This window comes from Sphingomonas liriopis, assembly GCF_024211255.1.
Classification (GTDB): Bacteria; Pseudomonadota; Alphaproteobacteria; order Sphingomonadales; family Sphingomonadaceae; genus Sphingomonas; species Sphingomonas liriopis.
Genome location: NZ_JAMLDY010000004.1, coordinates 79,337 through 91,568, shown reverse-complemented (window position 1 = coordinate 91,568; position 12,232 = coordinate 79,337). Strand labels below are relative to the sequence as shown.

The following is a 12,232-nucleotide window of genomic DNA, read 5'->3' as shown; positions in this document are numbered from 1 at the left end:
ATGCTGTGAAGGCGAACGCGCGCGATATCCGCGCCGCGCTCGAACGGCCTTCCGCCGATATCCGGCTGTACCTGCTCCATGGCCCCGACGGATCCGCCACCGCCGAACTGGCCGGGGTGCTCGCCAAGGCGATGGGGCTGGAGGCGGAGCGCGTCGATCTCGACGGCGCGACGTTGCGCTCCGATCCGGCGCGGCTGTCGGACGAGGCCGCCTCGCTGTCGCTGTTCGGCGGCGCGCGCCATATCCGCGTGTCGCCGGCGGGCGAGGAATGCCTCGAGGCGTTCACCGCGCTGCTGGAGGCGGATCACGCCGGCAATCCGGTCGTCGCGCTCGCCCCGACGGTCAAATCGACCGCCAAGATCGTCAAGCTCGCGATCGATTCGCGTCGTGCGATGGCGTTCGCCGCCTACGAACCCAGCGCCGCCGATCTGGAGCGGCTCGCCGCGACGATGGCGCGCGACCATGGCCTGCGCCCGGGTGGCACCAGCGCGGCGCGGCTGGCGGCGTCGTGCGGCGGCGATCGCGCGGTGCTGGCGCGCGAGATCGAGAAGCTGGCGCTGTTCCTCGATGCCGCGCCCGACCGGCCGCACGACCTCGACGATAAAGCGCTCGACGCGATCGGCGCCGATCTGGGCGAAGCGGAGATGGGTCAGGTCGTAGAGGCGGTCGTCGGCGGCCATACCGCCGCGCTCGGCGCCGAACTCGCGCGGCTGGGCGAAGCGGGCACCTCCCCCATCCCCTGGCTGCGATTGCTCGCCCGCAGGCTGATGACGCTCGCCGAGATGAAGGCGGAGATCGACGCCGGCGCAGGCCAGGACACCGTCTTCAAACGCCACCGCATCTTCTTTCGCGAGGAAGCGAGCACCGCCCAGGCGCTGCGCCGCTGGAACGCCGCGATGCTCGCCGCTGCCTTGTCGCGCGTCCGCCAGGCCGAACGGGCCGTGATGGCGAGCGGCAATGCGGGGAGCGTGCTGGCCGACCATGCACTGACCGAGCTGACGCGTGGCGTCGAGCGGCGGGGTTAGAGCGACCCGTTCGTGCTGAGCCTGTCGAAGCACAGGTGAGACTCAGGCCCTTCGACAGGCTCAGGGCGAACGGTGGTAATTAAAAGCGTCAGATCGTATCGCCGGTCAGCCGCTGGCAGACCATGTCGAGCTGGTCGAGCGTCGAATAGGACAATGTCAGCGTGCCCCCCTTGTCGCTATGCGCGACGCGGACGTGCAGGCCGAGCAGATCGGACAATTGCCGTTCGAGCGCCGCAATATCCGGATCGTGCGCCGCGGGGGTAGCGCGGTCGCGCGCACCGTTGCTGCCGCCGCGTTCGGGCTTCGCGCCCTTCGCGAGCTTTTCGGTCTCGCGCACCGATAGTCCGCGGTCGACGACCTGTTCGGCCAGCGCCTCGACGTCGCGTGCACCGAGCAGCGCGCGGGCATGCCCCATCGACAGCGATCCGTCGGTCACCCGGCTCTGTACCGCGGCGGGAAGTTCCAGCAATCGCAACAGGTTGGCGACATGGCTGCGCGATTTGTGGACGATCTTGGCGAGCGCTTCCTGCGTATGGCCATATTCGCCGGCGAGCCGTTGATAGGCCTGCGCCTCTTCGATCGCGTTGAGATCCTGGCGCTGGATATTCTCGATCAGCGCGATCTCGAGCGTCTGCGCATCGTCGAAATCGCGGACGACGACCGGCACCTCGTGCAGCCGCGCGCGCTGCGCCGCGCGCCAGCGGCGTTCGCCGGCGACGATCTGATAGTCATGGCCATGCGGCCGCACGACGATCGGCTGGATCAGCCCGCGCGAGGCGATCGACGCCGCCAGTTCGTCGAGCAAGGCGTCGTCGAAATGCCGGCGCGGCTGGTCGGGATGCGGCGACAGCGCGCTCACCGGCAGCATCCGTACGCCGCTCGGTACATGGCCCTTGGTTCCCGGCGCAACCGGCGCCTCGCTCGCCATCTCGCCGAGCAGCGCGCTCAGCCCGCGCCCCAGCCCGCCCGGCCGGACGCGCTTGCCGCTGTCGCTCATGCCGCCACCGCCGCCGCCTGTGGCAGGCGCTGGATCATCTCACGCGCTAGGTCGATATAGGCGACCGACCCCGAACAGCGATGGTCGTAGATCAGCGCGGGCAGGCCATGGCTCGGCGCTTCCGACAGCCGCACGTTGCGCGGGATCACCGTGTCGAACACCACTTGGCCCAGCACCGCGCGCACGTCGGCGGCGACCTGATCGGTCAGCCGGTTGCGCCGGTCGTACATCGTCAGCGCGACGCCGAGGATCGCCAGCCCCGGATTGAAGCGTTCGCGGATGCGCTCGACCGTGGTCAGCAGCTGCGACAGCCCTTCGAGCGCGAAGAATTCGCATTGCAGCGGCACGAGCAATTTGTCCGCCGCGACCATCGCGTTGATCGTCAGCAGTCCGAGCGACGGTGGGCAATCGATCAGCACGATGTCCCAGCGATCCACGGCCCGCGCCAGCGCACGGTCGAGCCGATGGGTGCGATGCTCGAATTCGACCAGCTCGATCTCCGCGCCCGACAGGTCCTGCGTCGCCGGCACCAGATCGAGCCGCGGCACGCGCGTGGTGACGACCGCGTCGGTGATCTCCGCCTCGCCGACGAGGACGTGATAGCTCGACCGTTCGCGTTGTGCCTTGCCGACGCCGAGGCCGGTCGAGGCATTGCCCTGCGGATCGAGGTCGATCAGCAGTACGCTCTTGCCCGTTGCCGACAGCGCGGTGGCAAGGTTGATCGCGCTCGTCGTCTTGCCCACCCCGCCCTTCTGATTGGCGACTGCGATACAGGTCATCACACGCGTCCCTTGCGGCGATCGACGATCAGGATCGTCGAGTTCGGATCGGTTACACTATGTTCCACGTGAAACACTCGGCTGCGGTCACGCCGCAGGGCGGTCAACTGCTCTGGCTCCATCCGCCCGCGCGGCAGGATCCAGCGTGTGTCCGGTGTGGCGCAATGCTCGGCCGCTTGCAAAAGCTTTTCGACCGATGCCACCGCGCGCGCCGAGATAATCGCGAACTGCCCATCGACGGCCTCAACCTTATTGGCCAGCACGCGAGCATTGTCGACGCCAAGATCGTCTACGCATTGCCGGAGGAAGGCGGCACGCTTCTTTCGCGGTTCGACCATCGTGACGGGGCCGTCGAATAGCAGCGCGACTACTAATCCCGGAAAGCCGCCCCCGGTGCCGATATCGAGCCACTCGCACTCCGGTTGTTCCACGTGGAACAATAGCTGTGCCGAATCGAGCGCATGGCGGGTCCAGATCGTCGCGACCGTCGACGGAGCGATCAAATTCTGTCGGTCGCTCTCCTGAGCCACCAGCGTCAGAAAGGCCGCGACGCGATCGGCTTTCGCCGCGCCGAAGCGCTCGACGATCACCGCCTTGGCATCGTCTTCGTTCATGCCGCCCACCGTTGCGAGTAGAGATAGATCGCCGACACCGCCGCCGGCGTCACGCCCCGCACTCGCGCCGCCGCGCCGAGCGACGCCGGACGTGCCCGGCCGAGCCGGTCGATCATCTCGTTCGACAGCCCCGGGACCGCGGCATAATCGAGATCGGCGGGCAGGAGCGCATGTTCCTCGCGTCGCATCCGTGCGACCTCCTCCGCCTGCCGTTCGAGATAGGGGGCATAGCGCGCGTCCTCGATCACTTCGTCGAGGACGGCAGGTGGCGCCACAACATCCGGCGCGACCATGGCAAGGGTCACGCTCGGCATCCGCAGCCACTCATACCCGCTCCGCCGGCTGCCATCCTGTGCGACTTGTGCACCCAGCGACGCCAGATGCGATGCTGTGACCGATGTTCGCAGCGCCTCGCGGACGGCATTTCCCTCATCGCGTCGGCTGTGCTGGTGCGCCAGCCGCGCCTTACCCAGACATCCCAGAGCCTCGGCGATCGGCCCCAATCGCGTCTCGGCATTGTCCGCGCGTAGCGACAAGCGATATTCCGCGCGCGCGGTCAGCATGCGATACGGCTCCGTCACGCCCTGCAACACCAGATCGTCGATCATCACCCCGGTATAGCTCGATGCGCGATCGAGCACGCACGGCGGCAGATCGCACGCGACCGCCGCCGCATTGAGCCCAGCGACAAGCCCCTGCCCCGCCGCTTCTTCATACCCCGTCGTGCCGTTAAGCTGCCCCGCGCAATAGACGCCGGGGATCGCCGCCAGCGCCAACGTCGCATCGAGGCTGCGCGGATCGAGATAGTCATATTCCACCGCGTAGCCCGGCACGGTGATCGTCGCGCGTTCCAGCCCGGCGATGCTGCGGATCATCGCCTGCTGCACATCGACCGGCAACGAGGTCGACAGGCCGTTGGGATAGACCGTCGTATCGTCGAGTCCTTCAGGCTCGAGAAAGACCTGATGCCCGTCGCGATCGCCGAAGCGATGCACCTTATCCTCGATCGACGGGCAATAGCGTGGACCCTGCCCCGCGATCGCCCCGCCGAACAGCGGCGACCGGTCGAGCCCGCCACGGATCGCCGCATGCGTCGCCTCGCTGGTCCGGGTGATCGCACAGGCGACCTGCGGTAATTCACGCTCCGCGGTCATCGGCGACATCGTCCATGGATCGGCGTCCGAGCGCTGCTCTTCCAGCCGCGCCCAGTCGATCGTGCGGCCATCGAGCCGCGGCGGTGTTCCCGTTTTCAGCCGCTCGAGCGGCAATCCCAGCGCGCGCAATTGTTCGGCGAGCTTGCGCGCCGGCCGTTCGCCGATCCGCCCGCCCTCGTGGCGTTCGTCGCCACGAAACATCCGCCCGCCCAGGAAGGTGCCGGTCGCCAGCACGACGGTGCGTCCCGGAATCCCGCTGCCGTCGCCGAGCATCACCCCGATCGCCCGCCCCGCATCGAGCAGCAGCGCATCGACGTCGCCCTCGACGATCGTCAGTGTCGGCAGGGCCGCAAGCATATGCTGGATCGCCACCGCATAGCGCCGCCGATCCGCCTGCACCCGCGGCCCCTGCACCGCTGCGCCCTTGCTGCGGTTGAGCATGCGATAATGGATCGCCGCAGCGTCGGCAGCGCGTCCGATCAGCCCATCAAAGGCATCGACCTCGCGGACGATATGCCCCTTGCCCAGCCCGCCGATCGCCGGGTTGCACGACATCGCGCCGATGTAACGGCGGTCATGGCTTATCAACAGGGTGTTCGCACCGCGCCGGGCGGCGGCAGCGGCGGCCTCCGTGCCGGCATGGCCGCCACCCACGACGATCACGTCATACATGCCATGCGCCTATGCCACTCGATGAGGATCGTCAAAACTGTTCCACGTGGAACATCACTTGCCGATGCAGAAGCGTCCGAAGAGCGTGTCGAGCATGGCCTCGGTCGCGTCGATCCCGAGGATCGTTCCCAACGCACGGATCGCGACGCGGAACTGCTCCGCGACCAGCAAGGGGTCGTCGGCAGGATCATCGATCGCAAACAGTGCCTCCCGACATGCCGCCCGCTCGCTCTCGCGAAACGCCAGCGCATCGCCACGCGGCATCAGCCGTTCGGCCCGAAGCGCGATCTGCCGCCAGAGGGTTTCGATGCTGGCCGGATCGCTCTGCGCAACGGCGACGTCGGTGCCCTCGATCCGGCGACGCCCCACCACGTCGGCACGGGCGTGGAGCCACAGCGCGTCGTCGCGCGGCGGACGCGTATCGCCAAGCCACAGCAGGACGTCCGCCCCCGCCATCGCTTCCCCAGCACGAGTCACGCCGATCCGCTCGATCGGATCGTTGCTCTCGGTCAGTCCCGCGGTATCGGTTAGCACATAGACGAGCCCGTCGCGCGTCACCGTCGCCTCGACCCGGTCGCGCGTCGTCCCCGCGATCGACGACACGATCGCCAGGTCGCGCTGGCTCAGCAGGTTGACGAGCGTCGATTTGCCGCTGTTCGGTGGCCCGGCCAGGACGACGCGGACGCCGTCGCGCAGCCGCTCGACCGGTGGATTGGCGAGGATGTCGCGCCACTCGTCCGCCAGCGCAGTCTTGCCGGCGAGCACCGCCGCGATCGCCTGCCCGTCGTCGCCGACGTCGTCCTCATCCGCGAAGTCGAGCTGCGCCTCGGTCAGCGCCGCCAGCATCGCCAGCCGGTCGAGCCAGCCCCGCACCCGCTGGCTGACGATCCCTTCCGCCGCGGCGAGCGCCGCGACGCGCTGGCGCTCGGTGTCCGCCGACAGCAAATCGGCGAGCCCGCCGGCCTCCGCCAGATCGATCCGTCCGTTGCCGAGCGCCCGCCGGGTGAATTCCCCCGGCAACGCCGGCCGCAACCCCGGCATTTCGCCCAGCGCGCGTAGTACCGCCGCGATCACCGCGCGGCCGCCATGGCAATGCAGCTCGGCCAGATCCTCGCCGGTCGCGGTCGCAGGGCCCGGAAAGATCAATACCAGCGCGCGGTCGAGCAATGCACCTGCGCCATCGCGCAACCCCCGTATCCGCGCCGTCCGCGGTTCCGGCAGGCGGCTGGCCAGCGCCGCCACCGCGGCGAACGCCTGCGGCCCGCTCACCCGGATCACGCCGATCCCCGCCGGTGCCGCGCCACTCGACAGCGCGAAGATCGTCGTCATCTAATTGCCCGTCTTCGTCGCCTGCTCGAACATCTGCCGCCAGATCGCAAAGCCCGCCTCGTTCATCGGCGCCCAGCTCTTCATCATGTTCTCGAGCATTTCGGGCCGCACCTGTCCGTTCATCGTTTCCAGCAACGATGCGACATAGCGGTCGTGCAGCGGCGTCAGGTCGGGCAGCCCCATCGCCCGCCGCGCCTCTTCCGGGGTCAGGTCCACATTCACCGTCACCTTCATCGTTTCACCCCTTGAGCAGCCCGTAGCCCGCCTGCATAGCCGAGCGCAGCCCGACGCGCGAGAGAGGACCCCATGAGCAAGACGATCCCAATCGAGACACTTGACGGCCGCGGCCGTTTCGACGTCTACGTCGCCGAACCCGCCGGCACGCCGCGTGCCGCGATCGTCGTCATCCAGGAGATCTTCGGGGTGAACGCCGGTATCCGCAGCAAGTGCGACCGACTCGCCGCCGACGGCTATCTGGCGCTCGCCCCCGACCTGTTCTGGCCGATCGCGCCGGGGATCCAGCTCGACCCCGACGTCCCCGACCAGATGCAGCAGGCGCTCGGCCTGATGGGCAAGTTCGACCAGGACGCCGGCATCTGCGATATTGAGGCGACGATCCGCACCGCCCGCGCGCTGCTCAACGATGCGCAGGCCGGCACTGGCCTTGCCGCCCGGGTCGGCGTCGTCGGCTATTGCCTCGGCGGCCGCCTCGCCTTCATGACCGCCGCGCGCACCGACGTCGATGCGTCGGTTGGCTATTACGGCGTCGGCATCGATGGTTTGCTCGGCGAAAGCCATGCCATCGCCCACCCCGTCCTGCTCCATATCCCGCAGGACGACCATTTCGTCGACAAGACCGCGCAGACCGCGATGCACGCCGGACTCGACGATCATCCCAAGGTCACGCTGTACGACTATCCCGGCGAGGATCACGGCTTCGCCACCGAATTCGGCGCGCGCCGCTCGGATGCCGCCGCGACGCAGGCCGACGAACGCACCGCCGCCTTCTTCGCCGAGCATCTGGGTTAGGCTCCGAAAGGGAGCCGATCGTCGCCACGCCGGATGCGCTTCCCCGCCATCCGGACGGGCGGCCTGCTACTCTCCCTCGTCGCGGCAATGTCCGCACGAGGAGAGAAAGCCATGTACTACGAAATCTACCCGCAGGCCGGCCAATGGCGCTGGCGCCTGAAGGGCGGCAATCACGAGACGCTGGCGTCGGGCGAATCTTACACCACCAAGGCCAGCTGCGAACACGTCATCGCGCTGCTCAAGAGCACGACCGTCGCCACCCCGGTGAAGGAGGTCTGATCCGGCACGAAAAAGGGGGACTCGCGGCCCCCCTTTCCTTATCCGAACAGCTTGAGCACCCCGACGTTGGGATCGACGACCCCTTCGTAGATCATCTTGCCGGCGACATAGACGATCACCAGCAGGCCGATGTAGGCGATCCAGCGATAGCGCTCGATGTACTTGGCGATCAGGTTCGCCGCGATCCCCATCAGCGCCACCGACAGCAACAGGCCGATGATGAGGATGCCGGGATGGTCGCGCGCCGCGCCCGCGACGGCGAGGACGTTGTCGAGGCTCATCGACACGTCGGCGACCGCGACCGCCCAGGCCGCCGCGGCGAAGCTCTTGGCGGGCTTCAACCCCGACGTCTCGTCGCCCGATACCTCGGGCGATCCGGCATTGTGGCTCTCGCGCAGCTCGCGCCACATCTTCCACGCCACCCACAATAGCAGGATGCCGCCCGCGAAGATCAGCCCGATCACGCCGAGCAGCCAGCTCACCGTCAGCGCGAAAACGATGCGCAGCACCAGCGCGGCGAGGATGCCGATCAGGATGACCTTCTTGCGCTGGTCGACCGGCAGGCCTGCGGCGAGCGCGCCGACGACGATCGCATTGTCGCCCGCCAGGACGACGTCGATCATCAGCACCTGCACGAACGCCGCCAGCGCGGCCGGCGTGCCGATGTTGGAGAAATCGTTGACGATATGCTGCCAGATTTCGGCCGGAGACCCCGGCCCGCTGGCGGCGGCAGCGCTCAGCATGGCGATGATGGACACGTTTCACACTCCCGGTTGATGGATGAGCCCATAACGCAGCAACGCGCGAAAGCCATGTGGCTTCCGCGCGTTGTGGATCGACGATCGTTTACCAATTCCCCCCGTTCGTGCTGAGCCTGTCGAAGTACGATGAGACTCACCTGCCCTTCGACAAGCTCAGGGCGAACGGTAGGTAGAAGGCAAAAAAACCTTACTGATTCATCGAGTCGAAGAAGTCCTCGTTGGTCTTCGAATTCTTCATCTTGTCGAGCAGGAATTCCATCGCGTCGATCGTCCCCATCTGCATGAGGATGCGGCGCAGGACCCATTGCTTGCTGAGCTTGTCCTTGTCGACCAGCAGCTCCTCCTTGCGGGTGCCCGACTTGCCGACGTCCAGCGCCGGGAAGACGCGCTTGTCGGCGACCTTGCGATCGAGGACGATCTCGGAGTTGCCGGTGCCCTTGAACTCCTCGAAGATCACCTCGTCCATGCGGCTGCCGGTGTCGATCAGCGCGGTGGCGATGATCGACAGCGAACCGCCCTCCTCGATATTACGCGCCGCACCGAAGAAGCGCTTGGGGCGCTGCAGCGCATTGGCATCGACGCCGCCGGTCAGCACCTTGCCCGATGAGGGCACGACGGTGTTGTAGGCGCGACCAAGGCGGGTGATGCTGTCGAGCAGGATCACGACGTCCTTCTTGTGCTCGACGAGGCGCTTGGCCTTTTCGATCACCATCTCGGCGACCTGGACGTGGCGCTGCGCGGGTTCGTCGAAGGTGGACGACACCACCTCGCCCTTCACCGAACGCTGCATGTCGGTGACTTCCTCGGGCCGCTCGTCGATGAGGAGGACGAGCAGGAACACCTCGGGATGGTTGTCGGTGATCGCCTTGGCGATGTTCTGCAGCATCACCGTCTTGCCGACGCGCGGCGGCGCGACGATCAGCGTGCGCTGGCCCTTGCCCTGGGGTGAGACGATGTCGATGACGCGCGCCGATTTGTCCTTCTGCGTCGGGTCGGCGGGATCGAGCGTCAGCTTCGATTCCGGATACAGCGGCGTGAGGTTGTCGAAATTGACGCGATGGCGCACCGCTTCGGGATCGTCGAAGTTGACCGAGGTGAGCTTGGTCAGCGCGAAATAGCGCTCGCCATCCTTGGGCGCGCGGATCTCGCCCTCGACGGTGTCGCCAGTCCTGAGGCCGTGTTTGCGCACTTGGTTGGGCGAGATGTAGATGTCGTCCGGCCCGGCGAGATAATTGGCCTCCGGTGAACGCAGGAAGCCAAAGCCGTCCTGCAGGACCTCGATCGTGCCGAGGCCCATGATCTGGTCGCCGTTCTCGGCCTGCACCTTCAGGATCGCGAACAGCAGATCCTGCTTGCGCAGCGTCGAGGCGCCCTCGACCCCCAGCTCTTCGGCCATGCTGACCAGCTCGGCGGGGGTCTTTTTCTTCAAGTCTTTGAGATGCATGGAATAATCCGAATGCGTAGTCGGGGGAGATAGCTTGGGTCGGCGAAGGAACCGCAACGACGTGAAAGCCGGGAGAGGAACGCGGAACCACCGGACGGCAGCTCTACGCGCGGTCAGGAGGTAAGAGGGGGGACGGGGTTCGTCAAGCGGACTTAATAGTCGCCGATGGCAAGAAGGTCGCTTCTTGCCTCGGACGTGAAGCGGACGATCATTCGGCGGCAGGGAGCATGGCCCGATACCGGGCTTCCAATTCGGCGAACACCTCCTCAGCCGGATGCGTCCGGCCTGCATCCGCATCTGCCAACCCGCGATCGATCGCCGCGTGCAACACGGCCAGCCGGGCCTCGCGATCCTGAATCAGCCGCACGCCTTCGCGCAGCACTTCGCTCTTAGAATTGTAGCGCCCGGTCTTCACCAGATCGGCGACGAACGTTTCCAGTGGCTGCCCCAGATCCGCGCTGATCATATCGGTCTCCCTCGATGGCCGTTATCAACTATTATCAAAACGGCTTGACGAACACCAGCACGACGATCGCCGTCGCGACCAGCGCGGGAACCTCGTTGAGCATGCGTAGCGTCCGGCCGTCGAGACGCATCACGCCCTTCGCCAGCCGCTTCGCATAGCCGACCGCCCAGCCGTGATAGCCCGAGAGCAGCAGCACGAAGACCAGCTTGGCATGCAGCCACCCCGCGCCCCAATGCTGGCCCACCGTCGCGAGCAGCAGCCCAAGCACCCACACCGCGATCATCGCCGGCGTCAGGATGATCGACCGCAGCTTGGTCTCCCGCTCGACCCACAGCGCCGCCTCGTCGGCACGGCCCGCCGCCAGCGCCTCCTGATGATAGACGAGGTAGCGCGGCAGCATGAACAGACCCGCCATCCAGAAGATGACGAAGATCACATGCGCCGCGACGATCCACAGATACGCGCCCGCCAACATCGCCATCACGATCCCCTCACCCGTGCGACCAGCTGCTCGACATGTGCGATCGGCGTGAACTGGCCGATGCCATGCCCCAGATTGAACACATGCGGCCGGTCGCGGAACGCCGCCAGCACGCGGTCGATCCCGTCGTCCAGGGCCGCGCCGCCGGCGAGCAGCGCCAGCGGATCGAGATTGCCCTGCACCGGCAGCCCCTTCGGCAGCACCGCATCCGCCCATACCGGATCGACCGTCTCGTCGAGCCCGATCGCATCGACCCCGGTCTCGCGCGCATAGGCAGGCAGCTTGCCCCCTGCCCCCTTCGGAAAGCCGATGATGACGGCCTCCGGGCACCGTGCGCGCAGGCCCGCGACGATCGCCGCATTGGGCGCGATCACCCAGCGTTCGAACTGCGCCGGCGACAGCGACCCCGCCCAGCTGTCGAACAGCTGCACCGCCTCGACCCCCGCCTCGATCTGTCGCGCGAGATACTCGATCGTCATCGCCACGATCGCATCGATGATCCCCCCGAACGCCGCCGGATCGGCATAAGCGAAACCGCGCGTCTCGCCCTGATCCTTCGATCCTTGCCCAGCGACCATGTACGTCGCCACCGTCCAGGGCGACCCGGCAAAGCCCAGGAACGTCGTCTCAGGGGGCAAGGCCGCCGCCACCGCCTCACAGGTCGCATAGACCGGTTCGAGGCGCTCAGGCACGCCTTGCAGCGCGTCCAGCGCATGATCGACCAGCGGGGGCGTCAGCCGCGGCCCCTCGCCCGGCCCGAAGGTGAGGTCCTGCCCCAGTGCCCACGGCACCATCAGGATGTCGGAAAACAGGATCGCGCCGTCGAAGCCGAAGCGCCGGATCGGTTGCAGCGTCACCTCCGCCGCCGCGACCGGATCGGTGGCCAGCGCCAGAAAGCCCCCCTTCTCCGCCCGCAGCGCGCGATACTCGGGAAGGTAGCGCCCCGCCTGGCGCATGAGCCACATCGGCGGCACCGACGGCTTGGCGCCCTGCAACGTGGCGAGTAGCGGCTTGTTCACAGGATCGGACAGGGCCTTCTTCCTATATAAGAAGATTCTAGAAAAGGATGATGCAGTGGTTGGCACGTGGAACGCGGGATAAAGCGTTTCGTCCCGTAATCACCCACAGGTTGACCGGCAAGGATCGCCGATTCCGCGGGGATTCGCCGCACCCCGTCACCATGATCCACAGGCTGTGGATAA

The 12,232-nt window shown here is 67.0% G+C and carries 14 protein-coding genes; 3 read left to right on the top strand and 11 right to left on the bottom strand.

Annotation, left to right across the window (positions count from 1 at the left end):
- The first annotated feature begins 5 nt into the window (after positions 1-5).
- The gene (gene holA, locus M9979_RS04145) at positions 6-1,025 is read left to right on the top strand and encodes a DNA polymerase III subunit delta (protein ID WP_254288071.1); all 1,020 of its coding nucleotides are present in this window, start codon (positions 6-8) and stop codon (positions 1,023-1,025) included.
- 88 nt (positions 1,026-1,113) lie between these two features.
- Here the strand turns inward: holA and M9979_RS04140 are convergent, their stop codons facing one another.
- Genes M9979_RS04140 through M9979_RS04115 form a run of 6 tightly spaced genes read right to left on the bottom strand, consistent with a single transcriptional unit; the run spans position 1,114 to position 6,804 of the window.
- Entirely contained in the window at positions 1,114-2,022 is a 909-nt protein-coding gene (locus M9979_RS04140; RefSeq protein ID WP_254288070.1) for a ParB/RepB/Spo0J family partition protein, read from the bottom strand.
- Positions 2,019-2,801 (bottom strand): ParA family protein, encoded by a 783-nt coding sequence (locus M9979_RS04135; protein WP_254288069.1) that lies wholly within the window; start codon positions 2,799-2,801, stop codon positions 2,019-2,021. The genes M9979_RS04140 and M9979_RS04135 overlap by 4 nt, the downstream gene beginning before the upstream one ends.
- Positions 2,801-3,415, bottom strand: a complete 615-nt coding sequence (rsmG, locus tag M9979_RS04130) for a 16S rRNA (guanine(527)-N(7))-methyltransferase RsmG (protein WP_254288068.1) — start codon at positions 3,413-3,415, stop codon at positions 2,801-2,803. The genes M9979_RS04135 and rsmG overlap by 1 nt, the downstream gene beginning before the upstream one ends.
- Positions 3,412-5,241, bottom strand: a complete 1,830-nt coding sequence (gene mnmG / locus M9979_RS04125; RefSeq protein WP_254288067.1) for a tRNA uridine-5-carboxymethylaminomethyl(34) synthesis enzyme MnmG — start codon at positions 5,239-5,241, stop codon at positions 3,412-3,414. The genes rsmG and mnmG overlap by 4 nt, the downstream gene beginning before the upstream one ends.
- Positions 5,242-5,295: 54 nt before the next feature.
- Entirely contained in the window at positions 5,296-6,570 is a 1,275-nt protein-coding gene (gene mnmE / locus M9979_RS04120) for a tRNA uridine-5-carboxymethylaminomethyl(34) synthesis GTPase MnmE (protein ID WP_254288066.1), read from the bottom strand.
- Positions 6,571-6,804 (bottom strand): DUF6489 family protein, encoded by a 234-nt coding sequence (locus M9979_RS04115; protein WP_254288065.1) that lies wholly within the window; start codon positions 6,802-6,804, stop codon positions 6,571-6,573.
- Between the two features lie 72 nt (positions 6,805-6,876).
- On the opposite strand from M9979_RS04115, the gene M9979_RS04110 reads away from it, so the two are divergent.
- Positions 6,877-7,599 carry a dienelactone hydrolase family protein gene (locus tag M9979_RS04110; protein ID WP_254288064.1) on the top strand — a complete coding sequence of 241 codons (723 nt, stop codon included), beginning with the start codon at positions 6,877-6,879 and terminating at the stop codon, positions 7,597-7,599.
- A 111-nt stretch (positions 7,600-7,710) separates the two neighbouring features.
- Entirely contained in the window at positions 7,711-7,878 is a 168-nt protein-coding gene (locus M9979_RS04105) for a YegP family protein (protein ID WP_254288063.1), read from the top strand.
- 38 nt (positions 7,879-7,916) lie between these two features.
- On the opposite strand, the gene M9979_RS04100 is transcribed toward M9979_RS04105, so the two are convergent.
- The 5 genes from M9979_RS04100 to hemE all read right to left on the bottom strand — a co-directional run bounded on the left by M9979_RS04100 (position 7,917) and on the right by hemE (position 12,049).
- Positions 7,917-8,621, bottom strand: coding sequence for a TerC family protein (locus M9979_RS04100; RefSeq protein ID WP_254288204.1), 705 nt, complete (start codon positions 8,619-8,621; stop codon positions 7,917-7,919).
- Positions 8,622-8,826: 205 nt separating this feature from the next.
- The gene (gene rho / locus M9979_RS04095) at positions 8,827-10,083 is read right to left on the bottom strand and encodes a transcription termination factor Rho (RefSeq protein WP_254288062.1); all 1,257 of its coding nucleotides are present in this window, start codon (positions 10,081-10,083) and stop codon (positions 8,827-8,829) included.
- 208 nt (positions 10,084-10,291) lie between these two features.
- Positions 10,292-10,549, bottom strand: coding sequence for a type II toxin-antitoxin system ParD family antitoxin (locus tag M9979_RS04090; protein ID WP_254288061.1), 258 nt, complete (start codon positions 10,547-10,549; stop codon positions 10,292-10,294).
- A gap of 34 nt (positions 10,550-10,583) precedes the next feature.
- Complete coding sequence (locus M9979_RS04085) at positions 10,584-11,030, bottom strand: CopD family protein (protein WP_254288060.1); 447 nt, start codon at positions 11,028-11,030, stop codon at positions 10,584-10,586.
- On the bottom strand, positions 11,030-12,049 hold the full coding sequence (hemE, locus tag M9979_RS04080; protein WP_340689042.1) for a uroporphyrinogen decarboxylase: 1,020 nt from the start codon (positions 12,047-12,049) through the stop codon (positions 11,030-11,032). The genes M9979_RS04085 and hemE overlap by 1 nt, the downstream gene beginning before the upstream one ends.
- Between the last annotated feature and the right edge of the window lie 183 nt (positions 12,050-12,232).